Origin of the sequence: Methylomarinovum caldicuralii (assembly GCF_033126985.1) — a bacterium.
Lineage (GTDB): Bacteria > Pseudomonadota > Gammaproteobacteria > Methylococcales > Methylothermaceae > Methylohalobius > Methylohalobius caldicuralii.
In genome coordinates, this window is the sequence record NZ_AP024714.1 from 2,579,434 (window position 1) to 2,605,624 (window position 26,191).

A 26,191-nucleotide genomic window follows, 5' to 3' on the forward strand; every position below is an offset into this window, starting at 1 on the left:
TGACGGCATGAAAGCAAGGCTCTGGCTCGGCATCCTGTTACTGGCCCTGGCCCCCCTGGCCCGGGGGGAACGGATCAAGGACCTGGCCAGCATCGCCGGGGTCCGCGCCAACCAGCTGATCGGTTACGGCCTGGTGGTGGGACTCAACGGCACCGGCGACAAAACCAAGTTCACCGGCCAGACCCTGCGCAACATGCTCGCCCGCCTGGGAATCACCCTGCCGCCCGGGGTCAATCCCAAGTCCAAGAACGTCGCCGCCGTCGCCGTCCACGCCGAGTTGCCGCCCTTCGCCAAACCGGGGCAGACGCTGGACGTGACCGTCTCCTCCCTCGGAGACGCCAAGAGCCTGCGCGGCGGCACCCTGCTGATGACGCCCCTCAAGGGCATCGACGGCCAGATCTACGCCGTGGCCCAGGGCAACCTGTTGGTGGGCGGCCTGACCGCCAGCGGTCAGGACGGCTCCCGCATCACCGTCAACATCCCCAGCGCCGGGCGCATTCCCAACGGCGCCACCGTGGAACGGGCGGTTCCCTCCCCCTTCGGCAACGCCCGCTATCTGACCCTCAACCTGCACCGGGCCGATTTCACCACCGCCCAGCGCATCGCCGCCAGCATCAACCGCATCCTGGGACCGGACACCGCCCGCCCCCTGGACGCCACCTCGGTGCAGGTGGGAGCGCCGGCGGACCCGGCCCAAAAGGTGACCTTCGTCTCCATGATCGAGAATCTGGAAGTGGAACCCGGCGAGGCCCCGGCGCGGGTGATCGTCAACGCCCGCACCGGCACCGTGGTCGTCAGCCGCCACGTGCGGGTGCGGCCGGCGGCAGTGTCCCACGGCAAGCTGGTGGTGACCATCCGGGAAAATCCCAAGGTGAGCCAGCCGGCGCCCTTCGCCGGCGGCACCACCACCGTGGTGCCCCAGTCCGACGTCAGCATCGAGGAACAGGGCAAGCACATGTTCGTGTTCGATCCCGGCGTTTCCCTCAACGATCTGGTGCGCGCGGTCAACGCCGTCGGCGCCGCCCCCTCGGACCTGGTGGCGATCCTGGAGGCGCTCAAGAACGCCGGTGCCCTGGAAGCGGAACTGATCGTGATCTAGGCCATGCAGAATCCGACCGCCCTCTACACCGATTTCACCCAGCTGGCCGAGCTGCGCCGGCAGGCCAAAGAGGACCGCCATGCGGCCCTCAAGGAAGCCGCCAAACAGTTCGAGGCCATGTTCCTGGAACTGATGCTCAAGCAGATGCGCCAGGCCAGCCCCGGCGATCCGATCTTCGACAACGACCGCACCCGGTTCTACCGGGAAATGCACGATCATCAGCTGGCCCTGCACCTGTCCCGGCAGGGCAGCGTCGGCATCGCCGACATGATCGTCCGCCAGCTCGGCGGCGGTGAATCCACCCGGCCGCCCGCCGCCCCCCAACCCGGCCTCAGCCGTCAGGCGGTCCCGGCAGGAGTCACGAAAAAAGCGGTAACTCCAGCACCGGCCGCAGCACCCACGCCGGAACCTGCCCCGTCACGCTTCGAATCCCCGCAGCAGTTCATCGCCACGCTGCGTCCCAAGGCAAGGAAGGTGGCCGCCGCCCTGGGCGTCGATCCGGACCTGCTGCTGGCCCAGGCGGCGCTGGAGACCGGCTGGGGCAAACGCATCATCCACTACCCCGACGGGCGCAGCAGCCACAACCTGTTCAACATCAAGGCCGGACGCAGCTGGCAGGGCGACAGGGTCCAGGTGAACACCCTCGAATATCTCGACGGGGTGGCGGTGAAGAAACGGGCCGCCTTCCGCGCCTACGACGATTACGAGCAGAGCTTCGCCGACTACGCCGACCTGCTGCGCCAGCCGCGTTACCGTCAGGCCCTGCGCCACGCCGGCGAGCCGGAAAAATACCTGCGCGCCCTTCAAGAATCGGGCTATGCAACCGATCCTAATTATGCGGACAAGATTCTTGCCATCTACCGGCGCCAGACCCTTGCCGCCAACACGACCAGGTAAACGACCATGAGCAACCGGGAACTTCTCAGCATCGCCACATCGGCGCTCCGCGTCACCCAGAAAGCGCTCGACACCACGGGGCACAACATCGCCAACGTCAACACCGAGGGCTATCACCGCCAACGGGTCGACACCGCCACCCGCACGCCGTTGTTCACCGGCGCCGGCTTCTTCGGCACCGGGGTTCATATTACCGACGTCCAGCGCGCCTACGACGAATTCCTGGACAACCGGGTGCGCGAGGCCACCACCCGTTTCAGCGAGACCGACCGTTTCTACCGCCTCAGCGCCCAGGTCGACAACATTACCGCCGATCCGGACGTGGGCCTCGCCTCGGCGATGGCGAATTTCTTCAACGCCGTCCACGACGTCGCCACCGACCCGACTTCGATACCGGCCCGCCAAACCCTCCTGAGCGAGGCCGGAACCCTGACCGACCGCTTCCACCTGCTCGACAGCCGCCTGCGTGAACTCGATGCCCAAACCCAGCACGAGCTGCAGGCCCAGATCGACGAAATCAACACCACCGCTACCAAGATCGCCGAACTGAACCACAAGATCGTGCACGAAATCGGCAAGGGCCAAGGCCACCTCCCCAACGATCTGCTGGATCAGCGCGATCTCCTGGTCACCCGCCTGGCGGAAAAGATCGACGTAACCCCGGTTCCCCAGGACGACGGTTCCGTCAGCCTCTTCATCGGCAAGGGGCATGAACTGGTCGGCGGCGCCCACGCCAACCGCCTCGGCCTCAAGGCCAACGACCTGGATCCGAACCAGCAGGAGATCACCTTCGACAGCGACTCCACCAGCCTGACCGTCACCAAGGATCTGACCGGCGGCGAAGTCGGCGGGTTGCTGCGTTTCCGCGAGCAGGTCCTGATTCCCACCCAGAACAAGCTGGGCCGCCTGGCCGCCGGCATCGCCCTCGAGTTCAATCAGCTCCACCAAAGCGGCTACGATCTCGATGGCAACACCGGTCAGGACTTTTTCGTCGCCCCGCCGATCGCGGTAATGCAGAACGGGACTGGCACCGTCACCGCCACCTACACCGGTCCCAGCGCCGACCTGCAGGCCAGCGACTACCTGCTGGAGTACGACGGCAGCAGCTACACCCTCACCCGCCTGAGCGACCGGTTTCAGCAGACGCTGACCACGTTCCCGGCCACGGTTGACGGCATCCAGATCGACGTCACCAGCGCACCGACCGGCGCGAGCCGGTTCCTGATCCGCCCCACCGCCGAGGCGGCCGGCAAAATCGAGCCGAATCTGGACGATCCGCGCCGGATCGCCGCCGCCGGCAGCGCCGGCGCCGAGGGGGACAACCAGATCGCCCTTTCCCTGGCCGCGCTGGAATCGGACAAGAAGCTGCTGGGCGGCAAGGCGACCTTCCAGGACGCTTATGGTCAAATGGTCACCGAGGTCGGCAGCCTGACGCGGGCGGCCGAAATCAGCCGGGGGGCCCACGAAACTGTCAAGCGCCAGACCTTGGAGGCGCACGAGCAACTGGCGGGGGTTAATCTGGACGAGGAGGCGGCCAATCTGGTCAAGTACCAGCAGACCTATCAGGCCGCCGCCCAGGTGGTCACCATCGCCAGCCAGACATTCGATGCCCTCATCAATGCAGTCAGGAGGTAATCAGCCATGCGTCTGTCCACGGCCCTGATCCAGCAACGGGGCGTCAACGCCATTCTCGACCAGCAGAGCAAACTCCACAAAACCCAACTGCAGCTGGCCACCGGCAAGCGCAATCTGACCCCGGCCGACGATCCCAGCGCCGCCGTCCAGTCGCTCGACCTGGGTGAGGAGATCCGCAAGCACACCCAGTACCAGGACAACATCCGCTCGGCGCAAAACCGCCTGTCCCTGGAAGAAGACACCCTGGCGAACGCCACCGACGTGCTCCAGCGGATCCGCGAGCTGGCCGTTCGCGCCAACAACGAGGCGTCCTTGCGCCCGGAGGACCGCAGCTACATCGCCAAAGAAGTCCGCCAGGGGCTGGATCAGCTGGTCGGCCTGGCCAACACCAAGAACGCCAACGGCGAATATCTGTTCGCCGGCACCAAAAGCCACACCCAACCCTACAGCGCCGCCACCCTGGCCACCGACGGTTACTACAAATACCAGGGCGACGCCAACCACCGCCTGATCCAGATCGGCCCCACCCGCCGCCTGGCGGACGGCGACCCTGGCAGCAGTGTGTTCGAAAACGTGGAAACCGCCCGCATCGATGCATCCCCCGAGGACATCACCGAGGGCACGCCGACCACCGCGGAAGTGCAGAAGATTCCCGTCGGCGCCCTCACCCCCGGGGCCACCTTCGAACTGGAAGTGGACGGGGTCAAACTGAGCGCAGGCCCGATGGACAAGGACCCGACCCTGACCGAGCTGGCCACCGCCCTCAACGCTGCCGCCACGGCGCTGCCTGCCCCCTTCACCGTCGCCGAGGGGCTGGGTAACGACGCCGGCAAACTGGTGCTGACCTGGAGCAGCCCCGGCAACGTCAACTCGGTCGCCCAGCTGCGCCGCTACGACAACACCTTCAGCGCCATCGACCAGTTCGCCAAAGCGCTCGAGGGCGGTCTGGACGGCAACAGCGCCAAGCGCCTCATCGGCGATTCCCTGCTGGCGCTCGACAACGCCCTGGAGAAGATCAACACCACCCGTGCCAGCATCGGCGCCCGTCTCAATGCCATCGACAATCAGAAGAACGTCAACGAAGCATTCGTCGTGGATATAAAAACCACGCTCTCGGAGGTCGACGATCTGGATTACGCCGAGGCGATCGGGCGTTTCAACCTGCAGCAGGTGGCCCTGCAGGCGGCCCAGCAGGCCTTCGCCAAGGTGCAGAACCTGTCGCTGTTCAATTACATCCGCTGATCAGGCCAACACCCCCACCGGCTCCCCGACCGCCAATTCCCCTTGGGTTTCGTGGATGACGTTCTGGCCGAAATAGACGTGCTTGCCACGGCAGCGGTATTTGGCCAGGGTCGCCAAAGGCTCCTGGCCGGCGCGGCGGCCGGTTTCGGGATCGACGGTGGTGATGATACAGCGCGAGCAGGGCTTGGCCACGCGCATCGTGACGGCACCGATGCGGATGCGGCGCCAGCTGTCCTCGGCGTAGGCTGCGGCGCCGGCCACCACCAGATTGGGACGGAAGCGCCGCATCGGCACCGGGCTTTCCAGGCGACGGTTGAGATCGTCGAGGGAGGACTGGCCGATGAGGAGCAGAGGGAAACCGTCGGCGAAGGCGGTGCGCTCGCCGGGGGCGGCGTAGCGGGTGTCCACCTGGCGCTTGACGTCGTCCGGGAACCACACCAGCCGGCAGTCGACGCCGATGGCCTCGCTCAGCCAGCGGTCGGCGTCCTCTCCCACCGGGGCCGCCTCCACGGTATCGCCCCAGACCGTCACCGCCAGGCGCGGCGCTTCGGGATCGGCCGGCGGCACCTGGAAGCTTCCCTGCCGCGGATGCCGTAACGTCAGCCTGCCCGGCGCGTCGATACGGGGCTGGATCCGGGCCATCTGGGGATGCTGGCGCTGGGTGAGGAATTTCCCCTCCCGGTCCACCACCATCCAGCGCCGATCGAAGCGCAGGCCGAAGGCATCCAGTTCCCAGCGGTCCACGGCGATGCCGCCCAGGGACTTGACCGGGTAGAGATGCAGTTCGGTCAGGACCGGCGCGCTCACGGCTTGACGAAGCCCCCTTCGGTCAGGCGCCGGGGATCGAGGATCCTCTCCAACTCCTCCCGCGGCAGGCCGGTCATCTCCTCGGCCACGTCGATGACGGCACGTCCTTCCCGGTAGGCCCGCTTGGCGATCTCGGCCGCCTTCAGATAACCGACGATGGGGTTGAGGGCGGTCACCAGGATGGGATTGCGCGCCAGCGGGCGCTCGATGTTTTCCCGTTTGACCGCATAGCCCTGGATCGCCTTGTCCGCCAGCACCCGGCAGGCGTTGGCGAGAATCCCGATGCTCTGCAGCAGGTTATGGGCGATCACCGGCAGCATGACGTTGAGCTGGAAATTGCCCGACTGGCCGGCGATGGCGATGGTGGCATCGTTGCCGATCACCTGGGCGCAAACCTGGCACACCGCCTCGGGAATCACCGGATTGACCTTGCCGGGCATGATGGAGCTGCCCGGCTGCAGCGCCGGCAGCTCGATCTCCGCCAGCCCCGCCAGGGGCCCGGAGTTCATCCAGCGCAGGTCGCCCACGATCTTCATCAGGCTGCAGGCGATCACCTTGAGCTGGCCGGAAGCCTCCACTGCGGTGTCCTGGGCGCTGAGGGCGGCGAAGAAATTGCGGGCGGGCTCGAACGGCAGGCCGGTCACCACCGCCAGGCGGGCGGCGAAGCGGGTGGCGAATTCCGGATGGGTGTTGATGCCGGTCCCCACCGCCGTCCCCCCCTGGGCCAGCCGGTAAAGGCGGCGGCAGCCGTCGCGCAATCGCGCCATATCGTCGGCGATCTGGGCCTCCCAGCCGGAGGCCTCCTGCCCCATGCGCACCGGCATCGCGTCCATCAGATGGGTGCGGCCGGTCTTGACGATATCGTCCAGTTCCGCCGTGCGCGCGCCGATGACTGCACCCAGATGGGTCAGCGCGGGCAGCAGCTTTTCGTGGATTTCCAGGGCGGCGCTGACGTGGATGGCGGTGGGGATGACGTCGTTGCTGCTCTGACCGAAGTTGACGTGGTCGTTGGGGCTGACCGGCTTGCTGCAGATCCGGCTGGCGAGGGAGGCCAGCACTTCGTTGACGTTCATGTTGGTGCTGGTGCCGGAACCGGTCTGGAACACGTCCACCGGGAACTGGTCGTCGTGTTTGCCCGCCAGCACCGCGTCAGCGGCGGCGACGATGGCATCGGCGATGGCCTCGTCGAGCATCCCCAAGTCGCGGTTGACCTCGGCGGCGGTGCGCTTGATCAGCACCACCGCGCGGATGAAGGGCGGCGGCATCCTCAGGCCGCTGATGGGGAAGTTCTCCACCGCCCGCTGGGTCTGGGCGCCGTAGAGGGCGTCGCCCGGGACCCGGACCTCGCCCATACTGTCCTTTTCGATGCGGTATTCGCTCATCTGTTTCCCGCGCAGGTTTCCCCCGCCTTCAGGCGGGGGAGGAAAGCGCGGCCTCCTTTGGTGTAGGTTGCATGAAATACCCATACCCGTCCGCCCGTTGCAACAGGCGGCAGTGGCGGGCATGGATCCCTTGCACGACGCCCTGGGGCGTCTGGATGTTAAAGCTGCCCGAAGCCCGGACGGCCACCCGGCCCACATGGACGCCGGCCTTCTTGCCCGAGGGCACCTCAGCCCGCACCCAGTCGCCGATCTGAAAGCCGAAGTGGCGTTTCCGGCGGATCAGATAGCCTCTTGGGAAGCCGTATTTGGTCAACCGCGTGCGCTGATAGCTGCCCCGGCCGGTGCAGCGGATACCGAGGGTGGGAATGCGCCAGTTTCGTACCGTATCCGCCTGGCCGACACAGGCGGCATCCAGGGCGTGGGTCTTGGGGATGGCAAACCGGGTCCGGTTCCACTTGGTCTTGCCGCCGGTAGCGGCTTCGACCGGAAGGCCGGTTGCTTTCAGGGCCTCGAACAACGCCCAGCGGGTGGCGTTGACCGCGGCGGCGTCCTGGAGCGGCGCTTTGGCCTGCGCCAGCATCTTCGCCAGTCGATCCGGTTGGCCGGACAGGAATTCCTTGACCTCCCGGTTGTCCTTGGCCTGGTTGCAATTCCTGCAGGCCAAGGTGAGGTTTCTCACCCGGTCGCTGCCGCCGCGGGACCTGGGATGGATGTGGTCGATTTCCAGCGGCACGTTCTCAGCGCCGCAGTAGGCGCATTGCCGGCCCCACTTCTCCAGCAGGTATTCCCGCACCTCATAGCCGAACAGTTCGCCCTGCTGGTATTCGCTCCCGGAGATTTCCGGGTTCTGGAGCTTTTGGGTGTCGAAACGCACCAGTTCCAGCGAAAGATCGGTGACAGGTGCAAAGCGGCAGAGCCGCTCTACCCACGCCAGCGTGGCATCCACCCGGTGCTTCAGACTGGGCGGCAGCCAGCCTTCAGGTCGCCGCCGGTTGGCGAAGCGGGGCGCCCGGTAGCGGGTCTTGCGGTAGCGCCGGATTCGGCGGAAGGACGCCCGTTGCGCCAGTTGCTTGCGGATCAGATGGCCGCGGTGGAACAGCTCCAGCAGCGCCAGCACCTGCCGTTCCCGGCGGATTTGGCCGGTTTCCGAATCTAAGCGCTCGGTCTCCCGCACCAGGGCCATCCCCGTCCCCCGGCTGCCGGGATCGAGGGTCAGGCGCAGCGGTTGCAATCGGGATTCCGCCACCGTCCTGTCCTTGAGGCGGATGACGAACGGCGCCCGCCGATGCACCACCGCCCGGCCCCGTTCCAAAAGCAGTCGCGCCCGCTTCTCCGAGCAGGGCATCAGCGGCTTTTTGTGTCTGTCGAGTACAAAGACAGCCATGATTCTCTCTCCAAAACGCCCTTACGGGCCTGGTAACGCACCCCTTTCAGGGTGTCTCCCCTCGGGAAGGTTGCAGGCCAGCCCGCTGTCCCGGTCCGTTTCGCGGGTACCCGGCCCTTGTCTGCAACCGGGACTTCCAGAGCCTGGGACTGAGGAAGCATCCCAGGGTGGGTCTTTTGGCCTTACCTGCTTTGTTGCCGGTTGGTTACGGCTTTCCCTGGTCAACCCCGGGCTTGCAGGTTTCCCCGCAATCCCCTCCCTTTAGGGAGGGGTGGTTGACCGCTGCCTCGCAAGACTAAGATGGAAAGTCCATTCTATCGAATCAATCGGACGCCAGCAGCGCGCCGCCTTCCTGGGCCGGATCGCGAATGTCATTCTTCTCGATCAAGTCCCTGAGATCGTCGAGGTAAACGATCTTGGAGGAGGATTCCTCCGCCAGCTCCGCCGACAGCGAGCGGCGCCAGGCGACGATCTCCACCCGGAGCCCGCGGGTGTTCTTCAACAGCCACACGGTTTCCTTGTAGTCGCCGTCGCCGGAGACCAGGATGGCGGTATCGTAGGCGCGGTTGATGCCCAGGATCAGCATCCGGGTCGCCAGGGCCACGTCCACGCCCTTCTCCACCCGCACCTCGCTGAGCTGGCCGCAGTGGCTGCAGCGGGTGCGCTTGTAACCGAGCGGGTACAGATGCACTTCCCAGTTGAGGACTTCCTTGAGATAGCGGTAGAAACCCATCTGGCCCTCGGACGCCTTCTCGTCCACCGAGGCGAAAAAATGCACCTGCCAGATGTCGCCGCCGCGGCGCAAATAGTCGATGAGCTTCTCCCAGTCGAGGCGCCAGCCGGCGGCCTGCTGACCGCCGAAGATGTTGGAATTGTCGATGAAGACGATGGTGCGTCCGCGATTCGATACCATTTCAGACTTCCCGGGTTGAGGTTTTGGCCAGCCGCTGGCGCAGACTTTCGTACAGCAGCACGCCGGCGGCCACCGAAAGATTGAGGCTTTCCACCCGTCCCCGCATCGGCAGCTTGATGAGAAGATCGCACGCTTCCCGGGTCAGACGCCGGAGCCCCCGGCCCTCGGCCCCCATGACCAGCGCCAGGGGACCGGACAGATCGGCCTCGAAGGCCAGCTGCTCCGCATTGCCGTCGGCCCCGTAAAGCCACAATCCGGCGGCCTTCATCTGCTCCAGGGTCCGGGCCAGATTGGTGACCCGGAACAGCGGCACGGTTTCCGCCGCCCCGCTGGCCACCTTGCACACCGTCGGCGTCAGCCCCACCGAGCGGTCCTTGGGGACGATGACGCCGGCGGCGCCGACCGCGTCACAGGTGCGCAGGCATGCCCCCAGATTGTGGGGGTCCTGCACCTGATCGAGCACCAGGAACAGGGGCGAACCGCCGCGCGCCAGCCGCTCCGCCAGGGCATCATCGTCCAATGCCCGGGGCAGGGTGACTTCGAGCACGATGCCCTGATGCTGGGAACTGCCGGCGAGGCGGTCGAGACGCTTGCGTTCGGTGTCGGCCACGGGAATCCCCAGCTCACGCAGGCGCTGGCGCAGTTCCTCCAGGCGGCGGTCGCGGCGGCCGGCGTCGAGCCAGGCGCTGCGGATGCGCTCGGGGGCGTGCTCGATGGCGGCGCGGGCCGCATGCAGCCCGTAGATGCGCGCGCTCATGCGGCGTTCTTGCGCTTGCGGCGGCGCCGCCGTGAGGCGGCCTTTTTCGGCTGCGGTTTGGCCGGCGCCAGAGGCTCGATCAGCACCAGATCGATCTTGCGCTCGTCCAGATCGACCCGCGCCACTTTCACCTTGACCACGTCACCGATGCGGTAGGTGATGTGGGTGCGCTCGCCCACCAGACAATGGCGCAGGGGATCGAAGTGGTAGAAATCCTGCCCCAGGGTGGAGATGTGCACCAGTCCTTCCACGTAGATGTCCTGAAGCTCGACGAAGAAGCCGAAAGAGGTCACCGCGGTGATGACGCCGGAGAACACCTCGCCGACCTTGTCCTGCATGTATTCGCACTTGAGCCAGGCGATCACGTCCCAGGTGGCCTCGTCGGCGCGGCGCTCGGTCATGGAGCAGTGCTCGCCGATGGTCTTGAGCTCCGGTTCCGAATAGAGGAAGTCCTTTGCTTTGCCGCCGGCCAGGGCGTGGCGGATGGCCCGGTGGACCAGCAGGTCGGGATAGCGGCGGATCGGCGAGGTGTAATGGGTGTAGGCGTCGAGGGCGAGGCCGAAGTGGCCCTTCTTCTCCGGGCTGTAGATTGCCTGCGGCAGGGTGCGCAGCAGCAGGGTCTGCACCAGATGGTAGTCGGGTCGGCCCTCGGCCGCCTTCAGCACCTGCATGTAATCGGCCGGTGACGGGGTGTCGCCGCCGGGCAGCTTGAGCCCCAGCTCGGCGAGAAACTGACGCACGTCGGCCACCTTTTCCGGATCCGGGCCGTCGTGGATGCGGCGCAGGTAGGGAACCTTCTTGCGGTCGAGAAAGCGGGCGGTGGCGGCGTTGGCGGCGATCATGCATTCCTCGATGAGCTTGTGGGCATCGGTGCGCACCACTTTCTCGAGGCGCTCGATCTTGCGGCCCTCGCCAAAGACGATCTTGTATTCGTCGGTGTCGAAATCCATCGCCCCGCGGGCTTCGCGCTGGCGCCGCAGGGCCTGATAGACGGCGTACAGTTCCTCCAGGTGGGGCAGCAGCTTCTCGTGTCTGGCCCGCACCGCCGGGTCCTTGTCCACCAGCATCGCCGCCACCTCGGTGTAGGTCAGGCGGGCGTGGGAACGCATCACCCCCTCATAGAACCTGGAGCGGGTCACCCTGCCCTCGCGGTCAACCAGCATCTCGCACACCATGCACAGGCGGTCCTCGTCAGGCACCAGGGAGCACAGGCCGTTGGAGAGCACCTCCGGCAGCATCGGGATCACCTGCTGGGGGAAGTACACCGAATTGCCGCGCTTGAGGGCCTCCTGGTCGAGGGCGCTGCCCGGCCGGACGTAGTGGGACACATCGGCGATGGCCACGATCAGGCGCCATCCCTTGGGGGTGGGGCGGCAATAGACGGCGTCGTCGAAGTCGCGGGCGTCCTCGCCGTCGATGGTGACCAGCGGCAGCTTGCGCAGATCCACCCGTCCTTCCTTGGCCGCCTCCGGTACCTCGGTGCCGAAGCGGGCCGCCTCGGCCAGCACCTCCTCGGGCCATTCGTGGGGAATGTCGAAGGCGCGGATGGCGACCTCGATCTCCATCCCCGGGGCCATGTGTTCCCCCAGCACCTCGACGATGCGGCCGATGGGCTGATTGCGCCGGGTCGGCTGCTCGACGATCTCGGCCACCACGATCTGCCCCGGCTTGGCGCCGTTCAGATAGTCCTCGGGAATCAGCACGTCGTGGGTGATGCGCTTGTTGTCCGGCACCACGTAGGCCATCCCGCGTTCGACGAACAGACGGCCGACCACCCGTTCGTGGGCCCGTTCGAGAATCCCGACGATGCTGCCTTCCTTGCGCCCGCGGCGGTCGATCCCGGTGACGCAGGCCACCACCCGGTCGCCGTGGAACACCTGACGCATCTCCCGCGGCGACAGAAAGAGATCCTCGCCGCCCTCGTCGGGCTTGAGAAAGCCGAAGCCGTCGGGATGGCCGATGACCCGGCCGCGGATGAGATCGCTCTCGTTGACCAGACAGTAACGGTCCCTGCGGTTGCGCAGCAGCTGGCCATCGCGTTCCATGGCCTTGAGACGGCGTTCCAGGGCTTCCAGATCCACCGGATCGCTCACCCCCAGCTCGGCGGCGATCTCCTCGAAGGAGAGCGGGACGCCCTTCTCCTGCAGCAGCATCAGGATCGCCTCGCGGCTGGGGATGGGACGTTCGTATTTCTTCGCCTCGCGCTCTGCGTAGGGATCCGGGATCTTGAAACGTCGGGGGCGGCCTTTGGCGGCTTCCGTTTTTTTCTTGGCGATTTTCGTATCCTTGCGGGCTCCGCTCCGGGACTTGCGCCCGGATCTGGGCGATCGTGCCATAGGCTTGCTCTTAAATCTCTGCTGAAACAAACTTGACATCTTATCACGGGGACGATATATTTTCGCCCGTCTTCGCCGAGGTGGCGGAACTGGTAGACGCGCATGGTTCAGGTCCATGTGGGGGAAACCCCGTGGAGGTTCAAGTCCTCTCCTCGGCACCAGTTTCGAAGGAACCCGATCCAGCCGGATCGGGTTTTTTTGTGTCGGTGAACATGAGGCCCTTTTCTGCGTCGAAGTGATATAGACCCATGACCACCCCCATCACCCGCACCGCCTCCGAGGAACTTGCCGGCCTGCGCCTGGACCAGGCCCTGGCCAGGCTGTTTCCCGACTATTCCCGCAGCTGTCTCAAACGCTGGATCGAGGCCGGGCGGGTGACCGTCGATGGGGAAACCAGACGCCCGCGGGACAGGCTCGCCGGCGGTGAAACCATCGAACTGTACCCGGCGGCGGAAATCCAGGCAGAAGATCTGCCCCAGGACATTCCCCTGGACATCGTGTTCGAGGACGAGGATCTGATCGTCCTTGACAAACCCGCCGGGCTGGTGGTCCATCCGGCCGCCGGTCATCACGACGGTACCCTGGTCAACGCCCTGCTCCATCACGCTCCGGAACTGGCCGAGCTGCCGCGGGCCGGCATCGTCCACCGCATCGACAAGGACACCACCGGCCTGATGGTGGTGGCCAAAAGCCTGCGCGCCCACACCTCCCTGGTGGCGCAGCTGCAGGCCCGCAGCGTCAAGCGCCGGTATCTGGCCCTGGCGCAGGGGTGGGTCACCGCCGGCGGCACCGTCAACGCCCCCATCGGCCGCCATCCGCTGGACCGCAAGCGCTTCGCCGTCACCCCCACCGGCAAGGAGGCCATCACCCACTACCGCATCGCCGAGCGTTTTCCCCACCACACCCTGCTGCGGGTATCCCTGGAGACCGGTCGCACCCATCAGATCCGCGTCCACATGGCCCACCTGCGCCATCCGCTGGTGGGCGATCCCCTGTACGGCCGCCTGCGCCTGCCGCTGGGCGCCTCGGAGGCGCTGATCCAGACATTGCGAAACTTCCGCCGCCAAGCGCTGCACGCCGAGAAGCTGACCCTGATCCATCCGGCCACGAACCGGGAGATGAGCTGGAAGGCACCTTTGCCGGACGATTTCGCCGCCTTGCTCGAAGCCTTGCGGCGCGCGTATGCCGGCGATGATGATCACGACGGAGACGGATGGGAGATGATATGGCCGACGGATTGAACTGGTTCACCCCCGACTGGCCGGCGCCGCCGGACATCCACGCCGCGGTCACCCTGCGCCACGGCGGGATCAGCACCGGGCCGTACGCCAGCTTCAACCTGGCCGCCCACGTGGGCGACGACCCTGCGGCGGTGGCCGAGAACCGCCGCCGCCTGCGGGAAGGCCTGGCCCTGCCGTCGGAGCCGGCCTGGCTGGAACAGGTCCACGGCACCGACCTGGTCCATCTCCCGCAGCCGCCCTCCCGGCCGCCCCGCGCCGACGGCAGCTACACCGCCACCGCCGGGGTTGTCTGCGCGGTGCTGACCGCCGACTGTCTGCCCGTCCTCATCACCGACGGTCTCATCGTCGCCGCCGTCCATGCCGGCTGGCGGGGGCTGGCCGCCGGGATTCTCGAACGTGCCCTGACCGAGATCCCCTGGGGCCGCCCCCCGATGGTGTGGCTGGGACCGGCCATCGGGCCGGCCGCCTTCGAGGTCGGCCCCGAGGTCCGCGACGCCTTCCTGCGCCGCTATCCCGACCTCGACACCGCCTTCTTCCCCAGGCGGGACCGTTTCCTCGCCGATCTGTACCAGATCGCCACCTACCAGCTCTACCGCCACGACCTCTACGCCGTCTTCGGCGGCCACGAATGCACCTTCAGCGCCCCGAAGCGCTATTTCTCCCATCGCCGTGACGGCGCCTGCGGCCGGCAGGCCGCCCTGATCTGGCGCAGCGCTTGAAAAAAAACCGCGCCGTCCCCACCTATACGGCGACCGACGAATTTTCACCCCCACCAACGGAAGCAAGGCATTTAACGACATGCGAATGGACAAACTGACCACCAAATTCCAGGAAGCGCTGCAGGCCGCCCAAAGCCTGGCCCTGGGGCGCGACCACCAGTTCATCGAGCCGGTCCACGTGATGATCGCGCTGCTGGAACAGGAAGGCGGCACCGTCCGCCCCCTGCTGACCAAGGCCGGCGTCGATGTCGCCAAGCTGCGCAGCGAGCTGGGCAAACTGCTCGACCGCCTGCCCACCGTGGAGGGCGCGGGCGGCGAGGTGCACCTGTCCAACGACCTGATCCGCATCCTCAACCTGATGGACAAGCTGGCCCAGAAGCGCGGCGACGAATACATCGCCAGCGAGCTGTTCGTGCTTGCCGCGGTGGAGGACAACCGCGGCCCGCTGGCCGACCTGCTGCGCCGGCTGGGCGCGACCCGCAGCCTGATCGAAAAAGCCATTGACGAAATCCGCGGAGGAGAGAAAGTGACCGACCAAGCCGCCGAAGAGACCCGCCAGGCGCTGGAAAAATACTGCATCGACCTGACCGAGAAGGCAGAGCAGGGCAAGCTCGACCCGGTCATCGGCCGTGACGAGGAAATCCGCCGCACCGTCCAGATTCTGCAGCGGCGCACCAAGAACAACCCCTGTCTGGTAGGCGATCCCGGCGTGGGCAAGACCGCCATCGTCGAAGGGCTGGCCCAGCGCATCGTCAACAAGGAAGTCCCGGAAGGATTGCGCGACAAACGCATCCTGTCCCTGGACATGGCCGCCCTGATCGCCGGCGCCAAGTTCCGCGGCGAGTTCGAGGAGCGCCTCAAAGCCGTCCTCAACGAGATCGCCAAGGCGGAAGGCAAAATCATCCTGTTCATCGACGAGATCCACACCATCGTCGGCGCCGGCAAGGCCGAGGGCGCGGTGGACGCCGGCAACATGCTCAAACCGGCCCTCGCCCGCGGCGAGCTGCACTGCATCGGCGCCACCACCCTGGACGAATACCGCAAGTACATCGAGAAGGACGCCGCCCTCGAGCGCCGCTTCCAGATGGTGCTGGTGGACGAACCCTCGGTGGAGGACACCATCGCCATCCTCCGCGGCCTCAAGGAGCGCTACGAGCTGCACCACGGGGTGGAGATCACCGACTCGGCCATCATCGCCGCCGCCACCCTGTCGCACCGCTACATCACCGACCGCAAACTGCCGGACAAGGCCATCGACCTCATCGACGAGGCCGCCGCCAAGATCCGCATGGAGATCGACTCCAAGCCGGAGGCCCTCGACCGCCTCGAACGGCGCCTGATCCAGCTCAAGATCGAGCGCGAGGCCCTGAAGAAGGAAACCGACCCCGCCTCCCAAAAACGCCTGGAGGCCCTGGAGGAGGAAATCGCCAAGCTGGAGAAGGAATACTCCGAGCTGGAGGAAGTCTGGAAGGCGGAGAAAGCCGCCCTGCAGGGCGCCCAGGCCATCAAGGAAAAACTGGAGCAGGCCCGCCTCGAGCTGGAAAACGCCAAACGCGCCGGCGACCTGCAGCGCATGGCGGAAATCCAGTACGGCGTCATCCCCCAGCTGGAGGAGCAGCTCAAGGCCGCCCAGGAGGCGGAAACCCGCGAGTTCAAGCTGCTGCGCAACAAGGTGACCGAAGAGGAGATCGCCGAGATCGTCTCCAAATGGACCGGCATCCCGGTCTCCAAGATGCTGGAAGGCGAGAAGCAGAAGCTGCTGCGCCTGGAGGAGGAACTCCACAAGCGCGTCGTCGGCCAGGACGAGGCCGTGCAGGCTGTGGCCAACGCCATCCGCCGTTCGCGCGCCGGACTGTCCGATCCCAACCGGCCGGTGGGTTCGTTCCTGTTCCTCGGCCCCACCGGGGTGGGCAAGACCGAGCTGTGCAAGGCGCTGGCGGACTTCCTGTTCGACACCGAGCGCGCCATGATCCGCATCGACATGTCGGAGTTCATGGAGAAGCACGCCGTCGCCCGTCTGATCGGGGCGCCCCCCGGCTACGTCGGCTATGAGGAGGGCGGCTATCTCACCGAGGCGGTGCGCCGCAAGCCCTATTCGGTGATCCTGTTCGACGAGGTGGAAAAGGCCCACCCGGACGTGTTCAACATCCTGCTGCAGATCCTCGACGACGGCCGCCTGACCGACAGCCACGGGCGCACGGTGGACTTCCGCAACACGGTGGTGATCATGACCTCCAACCTCGGCTCCGACCGCATCCAGGAGCTGGCCCAGGAGGGGGCCGAGTACAAGGTCATCAAGAACGAGGTGATGACCTACGTCAACCGCCACTTCCGGCCGGAGTTCGTCAACCGCATCGACGAGATCGTGGTGTTCCACCCGCTCGGCCGCGAGCACATCCACAACATCGCCCGGCTGCAGATCGCCCGCCTGCAGCAGCGGCTGGAAGAACGGGAGATGAAGCTGGAAGTCACAGAATCCGCCCTCGACATCATCGCCGAGGTGGGCTACGACCCGGTGTTCGGCGCCCGGCCCCTGCGCCGCGCCATCCAGCACCTCATCGAGGAACCGCTGGCGATGGAGATCCTCGCCGGCAAGTTCGGCCCCGGCGACACCATCGTCGCCGACGCGGAGGGCGACAAGATCGTCTTCCGCAAGGGCTAAGCCCCGCGTTGCTCGTTCAACCTGCCTTGTGCGCCCTTCGGGGCGCATTTTTTTGCCCGGCAGATGACAAAATTGTCAAAACCGGCCCACGAATAACCCGTGATTCCACCCCCGATGGCGCCGGACTCCCGCCAGCTGCTTGATTTTCAACGACTTGTAAAGTTGGCAAGGGGATTGCTTCATTCAAAGCGGACTTTCTTCCAACCCCACACAGGAGATATCGACATGATGCAACAACGCAACCAACAGGGTTTCACGCTCATCGAACTGATGATCGTGGTGGCGATCATCGGGATTTTGGCGGCGATCGCGATTCCGGCGTATCAGGACTATACAAAGAAAGCCAAAGCGGCTGAGCTTTTGAATGCAGCTGGGCCGGCAAAAGCTGCCGTTTCTGAATTTATTGTCGCCAACAATTCATTGCCAAGCAATGCAACTCAAGCTGGTTTCTCCACGGTATCCACAGATTATGTGAGCAGTGTTTCTTGGGATTCCTCTAATAATCGTATTGCAGTGGTTGGTAAAGGTGATCTTTCCGGTTTAGACATTTATCTGGCTCCCACCTTAAGCGGCGGAGCGGTGAAATGGACGTGTAGCTCCAGTGGAACGAATGCCAAATACGCCCCGGGCTCATGCAAATAATAACCCTCATCTTCGGCGGCCCCTTCGGGGGCCGCTTTTTGCTTCTGTCGCTCTTGACCCTGGCCATTTACTGGCCGGGACTGAACGGCTGGTTCGTCTTCGACGACATCGGCAATATCCTCGACCAGCCGGCGCTCCACATCAGCCACCTCGGCTGGCAAGAACTTCGGGACGCCGCCGCATCAGGGGCCGCCGGTCCCTTGAAACGCCCGCTGGCCATGGCCAGCTTTGCCGTCAACCACGCCTTGACCGGCCTGGACCCCTGGTGGTTCAAGCTCACCAACGTCTGCATCCATATTTTCAACGGACTGCTGGTCCTCTGGATCGCATGGCTGACCGCCGGCCATCTGTTCCCCTCTCTGCCGGAACGGGAACGGCGCCGCTTCGCCCTGATCGCCAGCGCGCTCTGGCTGCTCCATCCCCTGAATCTGAGCCCGGTGCTCTATGTCGTGCAGCGCATGGCCAGTCTGGCGGCGTTGTTCGTCTTCCTGGGCATCGGTTTCTATCTATACGGCAGACGCGCCCAAGGCGGCCGGCGCTGGCTCTGGATTGCTGCGGCATTCGCCTGTACCGTTCCCGCCGCTCTGAGCAAGGAGAATGGACTGCTACTGCCCGGTTTTCTTTTTCTCGTCGAATGGCTGGTCTGCGGTTTCAAAGCCCAGGCTGACGAGAGACAGGCTCTGCTCGCCGTTCATAGCCTCCTGTTCTGGCTTCCTGTCTTGGCAACCTTGTTCTATACCGCCCTCCACCCGGGCTGGATCACGAACGGCTATGCAAACCGACCGTTCGACCTGGAACAGCGCCTCATGACGGAAAGCCGCGTGCTCTGGTTCTACATTGGTCTGTTCTTGCTTCCCAACATTCAGCATATGGGCCTGTTCCACGAGGACATTCCGCTATCGAACGGTCCGCTCGATCCGCCCACGACCCTGTTGGCCATCATGGGGCTTGGCGTCCTTGTCGTTATGGCTTGGCGCCTTCGCCATCAACACCCAATCGCCTCATTGGGTATCTTCTGGTTTCTTTGGGGGCATAGCATGGAATCCAGCGTGTTCCCTTTGGAACTGATACATGAACACCGAAATTATTTGCCGCTTGTGGGATTTTGCCTTATGGCGGCCGATGGATTGCGCCTCCTATCCCGAAAGCTTTCAACCACTATCTGCACCGCCGTCACTGGGTCGATCCTGTTGGGTCTGATGATCGCCACCGCAGCCCGCGCCGCCCTATGGGGCGACACGGCCGCACAAATGCTGGTCGAAGTCCAGAATCATCCGAATTCCGCAGCCACCGCCTACGAGGCCGGACGGGTCATGTTCCGCCTGGCGGAAAACGTGGAAGGAGACGAACAGGAGAAATACCTGCAAGATGCCTTAAGGCTATTCCATAAAGCGGCTGAAAGAGGAAATATCGGCGGGCTTTATGCGAGAGTCGTCATAAAATCCAGCCTGCTGCAGGACGATGTATCAAAGGATTTGTCGGAGCTGAAACGCCGTCTGTCAGAGGGACCTCTACACGCGCACAATTTCACACTATTGCCAGCGCTGGCCAAATGTCAGCAAACAGGAAAATGCCAGCTTCCGGCAGCGGAAGTATGGTCGCTGTACGAAGCCATACGGAGGAATCCCAGGCTCTCCAGCCGCAATCGTGCCCTGATAGAAGCCAGCGCCGCCCGCTTTGCGGTCAATGCCTTACACGACTTGCCCCTGGGCTTAACGCTGGCACGTCAAGCCGCAGAAGCCTATCCAGGCAATGGCTGCGCCCGGACTACTCTGATTGCGCTTCAACTCGCGCTTCAAGAAAGAAAAAACGCTACCGTAGAATTGAACAAGGCCATTGCCGCTGGAACGAGCGAGTGCAGCGTACAGATACGACACCTTAAGGAACAGCTTGCAGCTGCCCCCAAGGCCCTCCCTTAACCATCTTCACTACCCGGGTCAATCCCAACTCAACCCACCACCCGTCTGATACTCCGTCACCCGGGTTTCGAAGAAGTTCTTCTCCTTGCGGAAGCCGATCTGTTCCTCCCACCAGGGCAGGACTTCGGCTTCGCTTTCTGGGTACGGCGGTTGGATGAGGCGACGTTTACCGCCAGCCGCAGACTTCACGCCGTGCGTGCCAATTGTCTGTCTGCTCGTCCACGGCCCTGATGATATCCTGGACTGCATCGACCGCCGTTTCCTCGAAATAGGCTTCCCCACATTGCAAGCACACCCATGCGGGGACGTTGTCGAAGCTGACATGCACGTCTTTACGATCGATATGCAATGGTGCATGCCCACGCACCATTTCACCCTGACAATACATGCATTTCATGACTTGATTCTCACTCTGAAGTCCTTGGACCATTGCTTCCCATCCGGGATATATGCCGTGATCACCGCCAGATATTCGTCCTTCGGTGCACAGACGACATGAATAGGACGTCCGTCCACGCCTCTACCCAACATGAGACAACTGTGGCCTCTGGCATCTTCGGGATAGTCCTCTATGATTTCCCCCTTCCTTCACGACCTTGCGAACATCCGCGGTAGCAATCATTCGATCCGGCCGCGACATCTGGCGCACTGCATGCGGCAAAAAGAGCATCCGCTGCGAAGCCCGCTCTCGGATCAACTGGCGGAATTCCGTGTTGCGGTCATTGCGCATCAATATCCGCAGCGGTAGCTGTCAATCCCAACTCAACGCCCCACCCGTCTGATACTCCGTCACCCGGGTCTCGAAGAAGTTCTTCTCCTTGCGGAAGCCGATCTGTTCCTCCCACCAGGGCAGGACCTCGGCTTCGCTTTCCGGGTAGAGAGGGGTTAGCCCCAAGTCGAGCAGGCGGCGGTTGGCGAGATAGCGCACGTGGCGCAGATGGAGCTCCAGATCGTAACCGAGCATGGGTTTGACGGCGTATTCGGCATAAGCCTGCTCCAGTTCCATCGCCTCGCCCATCAATTTGTGGGCCTGCGATTCGTCGATGCGGGTCTCCGGATGCTCGCGCCACAGGGCCTGGATCAGCGCCTTGCCGAAGGCGACGTGGCCGGACTCGTCGCGGGCGATGTACTGGAGCTGCTCCCCGGTGCGCACCATCAGGCGGCGGCGCTGCAAGGAGAAGATGGGGCAGAAGTTGGCCATGAACCAGACGCCCTCGAAGATCATGTAGTAGAAGAACAGGCCGCGGACGTAATCGGTAAGATCGCCGCCCTGCCCCTGAAGCGCGTGAGTCTGGGCGTTGCTGTATTCGAACTTGGCGCGGATCTGCGGCACCTTCTGGTACAGCAGGTAGATCTCGTCCTCGTCGAAGTTGAGGGACTCGATGATGTGCTGGTAGCTCATCGAGTGGATGGTTTCCTGGTGCATCTGGGCGATGACCGCCATCCCCACTTCAGGCGCGGTGATGCGCTCGTACACCGCCAGGGCCAGGTTTCGCTGGTGCAGGGCGTCGGCGGTGGTGAGGGTGGCGAAGGTGGTGAAGAAGGTGTGGCGCTCGTTGTCGTTGAGCTTGCCCAGCGTCATCAGGTCTTCGCCCATGCCGATTTCGGTGGGCAGCCAGAAGTTGCGCTGGGACTTGATGTAAGCGTCCCAGGCCCAGTGGTATTTGATCGGGGCGATGTTGGCGGTCAGGTCGCTGCCGCCCACCAGGCGCTTTTCGCCGTCCACCGCCGCCGCAGCTTCGCGGTCGGCGGCCACCGGTTCGAAGTGGACCTTGGTGTCGGCGGTCGGTTGCTTGCGTTGTTTGATCTGTTCGAGGGGGTCGTCCCAGTTCAGCATCGGTCTTCTCCTTCAAAATTTATTGGCAGGCTTCGCAGTCGGGGTCGAGGATCGAGCACACCTTGGGCGCCTCTTCCTGTTTCGGCGCGGCGGTGTGGCGCTCGACCCGGGTCGCCCCCAGGGTACGCAGGTAATAGGTGGTCTTGAGCCCCTTGAGCCAGGCGAACTTGTACAGGGCGTCGAGCTTCCTGCCCGAAGGCTCGGCCAGATAGAGGTTGAGGGACTGGCTCTGGTCGAGCCATTTCTGCCGCCGGGAGGCCACCTCCACCAGGAAGCGCGGGTCGATCTCGAAGGCGGTGGCGTACAGGGCCTTGAGGTCGTCGGGGATGCGGGCGATCTGCTGCACGCTGCCGTCGTAGTACTTGAGGTCGGCGATCATGACCTCGTCCCACAGCCCCCGGGCCTTGAGGTCGGCCACCAGATAGGGGTTGACCACGGTGAACTCGCCCGAGAGGTTGGATTTGACGTACAGGTTCTGGTAAGTGGGCTCGATCGACTGGCTCACCCCACAGATGTTGGAAATGGTGGCCGTGGGGGCGATGGCCAGGCAGTTGGAGTTGCGCATTCCCTGTCTGACCTTCTCCCGCAGGGCGTCCCAGTCCAGCGTGCTGCTGCGGTCCATGTCCAGATACTCGCCGCGGGCCTCGGCTAAAAGGTCGATGGAGTCGATGGGCAGGATGCCCCGGCTCCACAGCGAGCCCTGGAAGCTGGAATAGACCCCACGTTCCTGGGCCAGTTCGGCGGAGGCTTCGATGGCGAAGTAGCTGACCGCCTCCATGCTGCGGTCGGCGAATTCCACCGCCTCCTGGCTGGCGTAGGGAATGCGCAGCTTGTAGAGGGCGTCCTGGAAGCCCATCAGCCCCATCCCCACCGGCCGGTGGCGCAGGTTGGCGCGGCGCGCCTTGGGAACGCTGTAGTAGTTGATGTCGATGACGTTGTCGAGCATCCGCATGGCGGTGCGGCAGGTGCGCGCCAGCTTGTCCATGTCGAGGCCGTCTTCGGTGACGTGGGCGGCCAGGTTGACCGACCCCAGATTACAGACGGCGATTTCCTCGTCGGAGGTGTGCAAGGTGATCTCACTACAGAGATTAGAGCTGTGGACGACTCCCACATGCTGATTGGTATAGCGCAGGTTGCACGGATCCTTGAAGGTGATCCAGGGATGGCCGGTCTCGAACAGCATGGTAAGCATCTTGCGCCACAGCTGCACCGCCGGCACTTTCTTGAACAGCTTGATCTCGCCGCGGGCGGCCTTTTCCTCGTAGGCCAGATAGGCCCGCTCGAAGTCCTGACCGTATTTGTCGTGGAGGTCGGGCACCTCGTCGGGGGAGAACAGGGTCCATTCGCCTTCCTCGGCCACCCGCTTCATGAACAAATCCGGCACCCAGTTGGCGGTGTTCATGTCGTGGGTGCGGCGGCGCTCCTCGCCGGTGTTCTTGCGCAGCTCCAGGAACTCCTCGATGTCCAGGTGCCAGGTTTCCAAATAGGCGCAGATGGCGCCCTTGCGCTTGCCGGATTGATTGACCGCCACGGCGGTGTCGTTGGCCACTTTCAGGAAAGGCACCACACCCTGAGAGATGCCGTTGGTGCCTTTGATGCGCGCTCCCCTCGCCCGCACCCGAGTCCAGTCGTTGCCGAGGCCGCCGGCGTACTTGGAAAGCATGGCGTCTTCCTTGATGCCGTTGAAGATGCCTTCGAGGTCATCAGGAATGGTGGTCAGGTAGCAGGACGACAGCTGTGACCAGCGGGTGCCGGCGTTGAACAGGGTCGGGGTCGAGCACATGAAGTCGAAGCTGGAGATCAGCTCGTAGAACTCGATGGCGCGGGCCTCGCGGTCGATCTCGTTCTTGGCCAGCCCCATGGCCACGCGCATGAAGAACGCCTGCGGCAGCTCAAAGCGGATGCCGTCGTGGTGGATGAAGTAGCGGTCGTAGAGGGTCTGCAGCCCCAGATAGGTAAACTGGAAGTCGCGCTCCGGCTTCAACGCCCGGCCCAGCTGTTCCAGGTTGTACTGGCCCATCACCGGGTCGAGCAGCTCCAGCTCGATGGCGCGGCGGATGTAGCGCTGGAAGTAGTCGGCGTAGCCTTCCTCCATTTCCGCGCCGGTGGCGGTCTCGAAGTGGCCGCTGAGGAAGCCGAGGGCCTCGGAGCGGATCTTGTCGAGCAGCAGGCGGGCGGCCACATAGCCGTAGTCAGGCGACTGCTCGATGCGCAGGCGCGCGGCCATGATGAGGGTGTCGATGACCTCGTTCTCGGGCACGCCGTCGTACAGGTTGCGCTTGGCTTCCTGCAGGATCCACTCGGGATCGGGATCCTCCAGCCCCTGGCAGGACTCTTTCACCAGCCGCGCCATCCGTTCCACATCCAAAGGCTTGCGCCGGCCGTGCTCGTCGGTGACGTGCAGCTGCGGCGCCTCGGGCCCATTTTCCACCTTGGCCTTCTCGGCCCGCAGGCGCGCCCGCTCCTCGCGGTAGAGGACGTAGGCGCGGGCCACCTTGTGGTGGCCGCCGCGCATCAGGGCCAGCTCCACCTGGTCCTGGATGTCCTCGATGTGGACGGTGCCGCCGGCGGGCAGGCGCCGCATCAGGGCGCGCACCACCTGTTCGGTGAGCTCAGTGCAGGTGTCGTGGATGCGGCGGCTGGCGGCGGCCTGGCCGCCCTCGACGGCGAGGAAGGCCTTGGTGATGGCGATGCGGATCTTGTTGGGATCGAAGCCGGTAAGCTTACCGTTGCGGCGGATGACCTTGAGCTCCTCCGGAATCATGGCCTGGACTTCGGAACTCAGCTCGAGGGCCGGATAGTTGGACGCCGGCATCGGCCCGGTGGCAGCGGTGGTGGGTTCCATGGTTGTTCCTCCCTCAGGTGAAATTCAGGTTTCGGGGTTTTGGAAAAAACTATAGACGGTGCTTTCCAAAATGGTCAACCCCAATATCCTGTGCTTTTTCGGCGGAAAATCTGTGGATAACCTGTGGATACGGAAAAACCCCCTGCCGTCTCAAAGACTTTGGCACAATATCCGGCTTGAGGAGGATGCCCCGACAACACCAACGAGAATCGTCATGCCGACCCTGCCCCATCCTGAACCCGCTCCGTCTCTGATCCAGATCGTGCAGCGCTTCCTGCACCGCCTGTTCCCCACTCCCCAGGCGGTCGCCCTGACCCTGCTGCTGGCGGCCGGTTTCCTGGCGGTGGTGATGCTGGCGGACATGCTGATGCCAGTGTTCGCCGCCCTGGTGATCGCCTACCTGCTGGAGGGGCCGGTGAGCGCCATGGAACGGCGCGGGGTGCCCCGGCTGGCGGCGGTCATTATCGTCTTCGTCGCCTTCATGGCCTTACTGCTGTTCACCGTCATCGCCCTGCTGCCGCTGCTGTACCAGCAGCTGGCCCAGCTGGCCCAGCAACTGCCCAACATGGTGACCCAGGGACTGGCTCTGCTCAACCGCCTGCCGGAGTTGTATCCGGAATTCATCAGCCAGAGCCAGATCAACGAGCTCATCGCCACCGTGCGTCAGGAATTCATCCTCCTGGGCCAGCGCCTCCTGACCTACTCCTATGCCTCGGTGGTCAACCTCATCGCCATCGTCGTGTACGTGATCCTGGTGCCGCTGTTGGTGTTCTTCTTCCTCAAGGACAAGGACCGCATCCTGGCCTGGTTCAAGCAATACCTGCCCAAGGACATCCACCTGACCGCCCAGGTCTGGCGCAACGTGGACGCCCAGATCGGCAACTACATCCGCGGCAAGGTGATCGAGATCCTGATCGTCTTCGGCGTCAGTTTCCTGACCTTCTCCCTGCTGAGGCTCAACTACGCCCTGTTATTGTCGGTGCTGGTGGGGCTGTCGGTTATCATTCCCTACATCGGCGCCACGGTGGTGACCTTTCCGGTGCTGATCGTGGCCTACTTTCAGTGGGGACTGAACGATTCCTTCTGGTACGTAACCATCGCCTACTTCGTGATTCAGGCCCTCGACGGCATGGTGCTGGTGCCGATTCTGTTCTCGGAGGTGGTCAACCTGCATCCGGTGGCGATCATCGTCGCCATCCTGTTCTTCGGCGGGCTGTGGGGGTTCTGGGGCGTGTTTTTCGCCATTCCGCTGGCGACCCTCGTGGAGGCGGTGCTGAGCGCCTGGCCGCGGGAAGGCTGTTACGTGGGCCAGAGCAAGAAAGGCGGCAAACCGCCGCGCCAGCGCAAACGGCACCACGGCCCGCCGCCCAAACACAAGAAACTCAGTCGCCCGCCTGCTGCAACGCCCTGAGCCGGGCCAACACCTCGTCCACGTGGCCCTTGACCTTGACCTTGCGCCACTCGGCCGCCAGCCGGCCCTCGGGGTCGATGAGGAAAGTGCTGCGCTCGATGCCACGGTATTCGCGGCCGAACATCTTTTTGGGCTTGATGACGTCGAACAGGCGGCACAGGGTTTCGTCCCGGTCAGAAATCAGCTCAAAGGGAAACCCCTGGCGAGCCTTGAAGTTCTCGTGGGTCTTGAGGCTGTCTCGGGAGACGCCGAAAATTTCCGCCCCCAGCTGTTTGAATGCCTCGTAATGGTCGCGGAAGGCGCGGCCCTCCAGGGTACAGCCGGGGGTGTGGTCCTTGGGATAGAAATACAGCACCACCCACTTGCCCTTCAGGTCCGACAGCCGCACGGTCCTGCCGCCGGTGGCGGGGGCGGAAAAATCCGGCACCGGTTGTCCTGCTTGTACGTTGGCTTCACTCACGTC

At 64.3% G+C, this 26,191-nt stretch carries 22 protein-coding genes and 1 tRNA gene; 11 read left to right on the forward strand and 12 right to left on the reverse strand.

Annotated features, from left to right (window positions below):
* The first annotated feature begins 7 nt into the window (after nucleotides 1–7).
* From MCIT9_RS13055 to flgL, 4 genes are read left to right on the forward strand one after another with little or no spacing between them, the layout of a single operon-like run.
* On the forward strand, nucleotides 8–1,099 hold the full coding sequence (locus tag MCIT9_RS13055; protein WP_317705310.1) for a flagellar basal body P-ring protein FlgI: 1,092 nt from the start codon (nucleotides 8–10) through the stop codon (nucleotides 1,097–1,099).
* A 3-nt stretch (nucleotides 1,100–1,102) separates the two neighbouring features.
* Nucleotides 1,103–1,996 carry a flagellar assembly peptidoglycan hydrolase FlgJ gene (flgJ, locus tag MCIT9_RS13060; protein ID WP_317705311.1) on the forward strand — a complete coding sequence of 298 codons (894 nt, stop codon included), beginning with the start codon at nucleotides 1,103–1,105 and terminating at the stop codon, nucleotides 1,994–1,996.
* Nucleotides 1,997–2,002: 6 nt separating this feature from the next.
* Entirely contained in the window at nucleotides 2,003–3,631 is a 1,629-nt protein-coding gene (flgK, locus tag MCIT9_RS13065) for a flagellar hook-associated protein FlgK (protein WP_317705312.1), read from the forward strand.
* Between the two features lie 6 nt (nucleotides 3,632–3,637).
* A complete protein-coding gene (flgL, locus tag MCIT9_RS13070; RefSeq protein WP_317705313.1) occupies nucleotides 3,638–4,873 on the forward strand; it encodes a flagellar hook-associated protein FlgL in 1,236 nt (411 codons plus the stop codon).
* On the opposite strand, the gene MCIT9_RS13075 is transcribed toward flgL, so the two are convergent.
* The 6 genes from MCIT9_RS13075 to rnr form a co-directional block, all read right to left on the reverse strand.
* The gene (locus tag MCIT9_RS13075; RefSeq protein ID WP_317705314.1) at nucleotides 4,874–5,680 is read right to left on the reverse strand and encodes an MOSC domain-containing protein; all 807 of its coding nucleotides are present in this window, start codon (nucleotides 5,678–5,680) and stop codon (nucleotides 4,874–4,876) included.
* Complete coding sequence (locus MCIT9_RS13080) at nucleotides 5,677–7,062, reverse strand: class II fumarate hydratase (protein ID WP_317705315.1); 1,386 nt, start codon at nucleotides 7,060–7,062, stop codon at nucleotides 5,677–5,679. The genes MCIT9_RS13075 and MCIT9_RS13080 overlap by 4 nt, the downstream gene beginning before the upstream one ends.
* Nucleotides 7,063–7,090: 28 nt before the next feature.
* A complete protein-coding gene (gene iscB, locus MCIT9_RS13085) occupies nucleotides 7,091–8,446 on the reverse strand; it encodes an RNA-guided endonuclease IscB (protein WP_317705316.1) in 1,356 nt (451 codons plus the stop codon).
* Nucleotides 8,447–8,768: 322 nt separating this feature from the next.
* Nucleotides 8,769–9,359, reverse strand: coding sequence for a LabA-like NYN domain-containing protein (locus MCIT9_RS13090; protein ID WP_317705317.1), 591 nt, complete (start codon nucleotides 9,357–9,359; stop codon nucleotides 8,769–8,771).
* A gap of 1 nt (nucleotide 9,360) precedes the next feature.
* Entirely contained in the window at nucleotides 9,361–10,116 is a 756-nt protein-coding gene (gene rlmB, locus MCIT9_RS13095; RefSeq protein ID WP_317705318.1) for a 23S rRNA (guanosine(2251)-2'-O)-methyltransferase RlmB, read from the reverse strand.
* Complete coding sequence (gene rnr, locus MCIT9_RS13100; protein WP_317705319.1) at nucleotides 10,113–12,452, reverse strand: ribonuclease R; 2,340 nt, start codon at nucleotides 12,450–12,452, stop codon at nucleotides 10,113–10,115. The genes rlmB and rnr overlap by 4 nt, the downstream gene beginning before the upstream one ends.
* 74 nt (nucleotides 12,453–12,526) lie before the next feature.
* Between rnr and MCIT9_RS13105 the strand changes: the two genes are divergently transcribed.
* From MCIT9_RS13105 to MCIT9_RS13130, 6 genes are all read left to right on the forward strand, one after another.
* Nucleotides 12,527–12,613 (forward strand) — tRNA-Leu (locus MCIT9_RS13105).
* A gap of 87 nt (nucleotides 12,614–12,700) precedes the next feature.
* A complete protein-coding gene (gene rluD / locus MCIT9_RS13110) occupies nucleotides 12,701–13,693 on the forward strand; it encodes a 23S rRNA pseudouridine(1911/1915/1917) synthase RluD (protein ID WP_317705320.1) in 993 nt (330 codons plus the stop codon).
* On the forward strand, nucleotides 13,678–14,412 hold the full coding sequence (gene pgeF, locus MCIT9_RS13115; protein WP_317705321.1) for a peptidoglycan editing factor PgeF: 735 nt from the start codon (nucleotides 13,678–13,680) through the stop codon (nucleotides 14,410–14,412). The genes rluD and pgeF overlap by 16 nt, the downstream gene beginning before the upstream one ends.
* Before the next feature lie 79 nt (nucleotides 14,413–14,491).
* The gene (clpB, locus tag MCIT9_RS13120) at nucleotides 14,492–17,074 is read left to right on the forward strand and encodes an ATP-dependent chaperone ClpB (RefSeq protein WP_317705322.1); all 2,583 of its coding nucleotides are present in this window, start codon (nucleotides 14,492–14,494) and stop codon (nucleotides 17,072–17,074) included.
* Between the two features lie 225 nt (nucleotides 17,075–17,299).
* A complete protein-coding gene (locus MCIT9_RS13125) occupies nucleotides 17,300–17,716 on the forward strand; it encodes a pilin (RefSeq protein ID WP_317705323.1) in 417 nt (138 codons plus the stop codon).
* Nucleotides 17,707–19,635, forward strand: a complete 1,929-nt coding sequence (locus tag MCIT9_RS13130; protein WP_317705324.1) for a hypothetical protein — start codon at nucleotides 17,707–17,709, stop codon at nucleotides 19,633–19,635. Before MCIT9_RS13125 ends, MCIT9_RS13130 begins: the two co-directional genes overlap by 10 nt.
* Nucleotides 19,636–19,653: 18 nt before the next feature.
* Here the strand turns inward: MCIT9_RS13130 and MCIT9_RS13135 are convergent, their stop codons facing one another.
* The 5 genes from MCIT9_RS13135 to MCIT9_RS13145 all read right to left on the reverse strand — a co-directional run bounded on the left by MCIT9_RS13135 (nucleotide 19,654) and on the right by MCIT9_RS13145 (nucleotide 24,317).
* Nucleotides 19,654–19,824, reverse strand: coding sequence for a hypothetical protein (locus MCIT9_RS13135; RefSeq protein WP_317705325.1), 171 nt, complete (start codon nucleotides 19,822–19,824; stop codon nucleotides 19,654–19,656).
* Nucleotides 19,802–20,065 carry a type II toxin-antitoxin system MqsA family antitoxin gene (locus MCIT9_RS13725; RefSeq protein WP_422880183.1) on the reverse strand — a complete coding sequence of 88 codons (264 nt, stop codon included), beginning with the start codon at nucleotides 20,063–20,065 and terminating at the stop codon, nucleotides 19,802–19,804. Before MCIT9_RS13725 ends, MCIT9_RS13135 begins: the two co-directional genes overlap by 23 nt.
* Nucleotides 20,029–20,211, reverse strand: a complete 183-nt coding sequence (locus tag MCIT9_RS13730) for a DUF4258 domain-containing protein (RefSeq protein ID WP_422880214.1) — start codon at nucleotides 20,209–20,211, stop codon at nucleotides 20,029–20,031. The genes MCIT9_RS13725 and MCIT9_RS13730 overlap by 37 nt, the downstream gene beginning before the upstream one ends.
* A 175-nt stretch (nucleotides 20,212–20,386) precedes the next feature.
* Nucleotides 20,387–21,472, reverse strand: a complete 1,086-nt coding sequence (locus tag MCIT9_RS13140; RefSeq protein WP_317705326.1) for a ribonucleotide-diphosphate reductase subunit beta — start codon at nucleotides 21,470–21,472, stop codon at nucleotides 20,387–20,389.
* A 19-nt stretch (nucleotides 21,473–21,491) separates the two neighbouring features.
* Complete coding sequence (locus tag MCIT9_RS13145) at nucleotides 21,492–24,317, reverse strand: ribonucleoside-diphosphate reductase subunit alpha (protein ID WP_317705327.1); 2,826 nt, start codon at nucleotides 24,315–24,317, stop codon at nucleotides 21,492–21,494.
* A 214-nt stretch (nucleotides 24,318–24,531) separates the two neighbouring features.
* On the opposite strand from MCIT9_RS13145, the gene MCIT9_RS13150 reads away from it, so the two are divergent.
* On the forward strand, nucleotides 24,532–25,728 hold the full coding sequence (locus tag MCIT9_RS13150) for an AI-2E family transporter (RefSeq protein ID WP_317705328.1): 1,197 nt from the start codon (nucleotides 24,532–24,534) through the stop codon (nucleotides 25,726–25,728).
* Here the strand turns inward: MCIT9_RS13150 and MCIT9_RS13155 are convergent.
* Nucleotides 25,700–26,188, reverse strand: coding sequence for a peroxiredoxin (locus MCIT9_RS13155; protein WP_317705329.1), 489 nt, complete (start codon nucleotides 26,186–26,188; stop codon nucleotides 25,700–25,702). The genes MCIT9_RS13150 and MCIT9_RS13155 overlap by 29 nt on opposite strands.
* Nucleotides 26,189–26,191 lie beyond the last annotated feature (3 nt).

Bases quoted from the DNA above. Each gene is read 5' to 3' on its own strand.
- MCIT9_RS13055 (WP_317705310.1), top strand. From the start codon at position 8: ATGAAAGCAAGGCTCTGGCTCGGCATCCTGTTACTGGCCCTGGCCCCC.
- flgJ (WP_317705311.1), top strand. From the start codon at position 1,103: ATGCAGAATCCGACCGCCCTCTACACCGATTTCACCCAGCTGGCCGAG.
- flgK (WP_317705312.1), top strand. From the start codon at position 2,003: ATGAGCAACCGGGAACTTCTCAGCATCGCCACATCGGCGCTCCGCGTC.
- flgL (WP_317705313.1), top strand. From the start codon at position 3,638: ATGCGTCTGTCCACGGCCCTGATCCAGCAACGGGGCGTCAACGCCATT.
- MCIT9_RS13080 (WP_317705315.1), bottom strand. From the start codon at position 7,062: ATGAGCGAATACCGCATCGAAAAGGACAGTATGGGCGAGGTCCGGGTC.
- iscB (WP_317705316.1), bottom strand. From the start codon at position 8,446: ATGGCTGTCTTTGTACTCGACAGACACAAAAAGCCGCTGATGCCCTGC.
- MCIT9_RS13090 (WP_317705317.1), bottom strand. From the start codon at position 9,359: ATGGTATCGAATCGCGGACGCACCATCGTCTTCATCGACAATTCCAAC.
- rlmB (WP_317705318.1), bottom strand. From the start codon at position 10,116: ATGAGCGCGCGCATCTACGGGCTGCATGCGGCCCGCGCCGCCATCGAG.
- rnr (WP_317705319.1), bottom strand. From the start codon at position 12,452: ATGGCACGATCGCCCAGATCCGGGCGCAAGTCCCGGAGCGGAGCCCGC.
- rluD (WP_317705320.1), top strand. From the start codon at position 12,701: ATGACCACCCCCATCACCCGCACCGCCTCCGAGGAACTTGCCGGCCTG.
- pgeF (WP_317705321.1), top strand. From the start codon at position 13,678: ATGGCCGACGGATTGAACTGGTTCACCCCCGACTGGCCGGCGCCGCCG.
- clpB (WP_317705322.1), top strand. From the start codon at position 14,492: ATGCGAATGGACAAACTGACCACCAAATTCCAGGAAGCGCTGCAGGCC.
- MCIT9_RS13125 (WP_317705323.1), top strand. From the start codon at position 17,300: ATGATGCAACAACGCAACCAACAGGGTTTCACGCTCATCGAACTGATG.
- MCIT9_RS13130 (WP_317705324.1), top strand. From the start codon at position 17,707: ATGCAAATAATAACCCTCATCTTCGGCGGCCCCTTCGGGGGCCGCTTT.
- MCIT9_RS13725 (WP_422880183.1), bottom strand. From the start codon at position 20,065: ATGGTCCAAGGACTTCAGAGTGAGAATCAAGTCATGAAATGCATGTAT.
- MCIT9_RS13140 (WP_317705326.1), bottom strand. From the start codon at position 21,472: ATGCTGAACTGGGACGACCCCCTCGAACAGATCAAACAACGCAAGCAA.
- MCIT9_RS13145 (WP_317705327.1), bottom strand. From the start codon at position 24,317: ATGGAACCCACCACCGCTGCCACCGGGCCGATGCCGGCGTCCAACTAT.
- MCIT9_RS13150 (WP_317705328.1), top strand. From the start codon at position 24,532: ATGCCGACCCTGCCCCATCCTGAACCCGCTCCGTCTCTGATCCAGATC.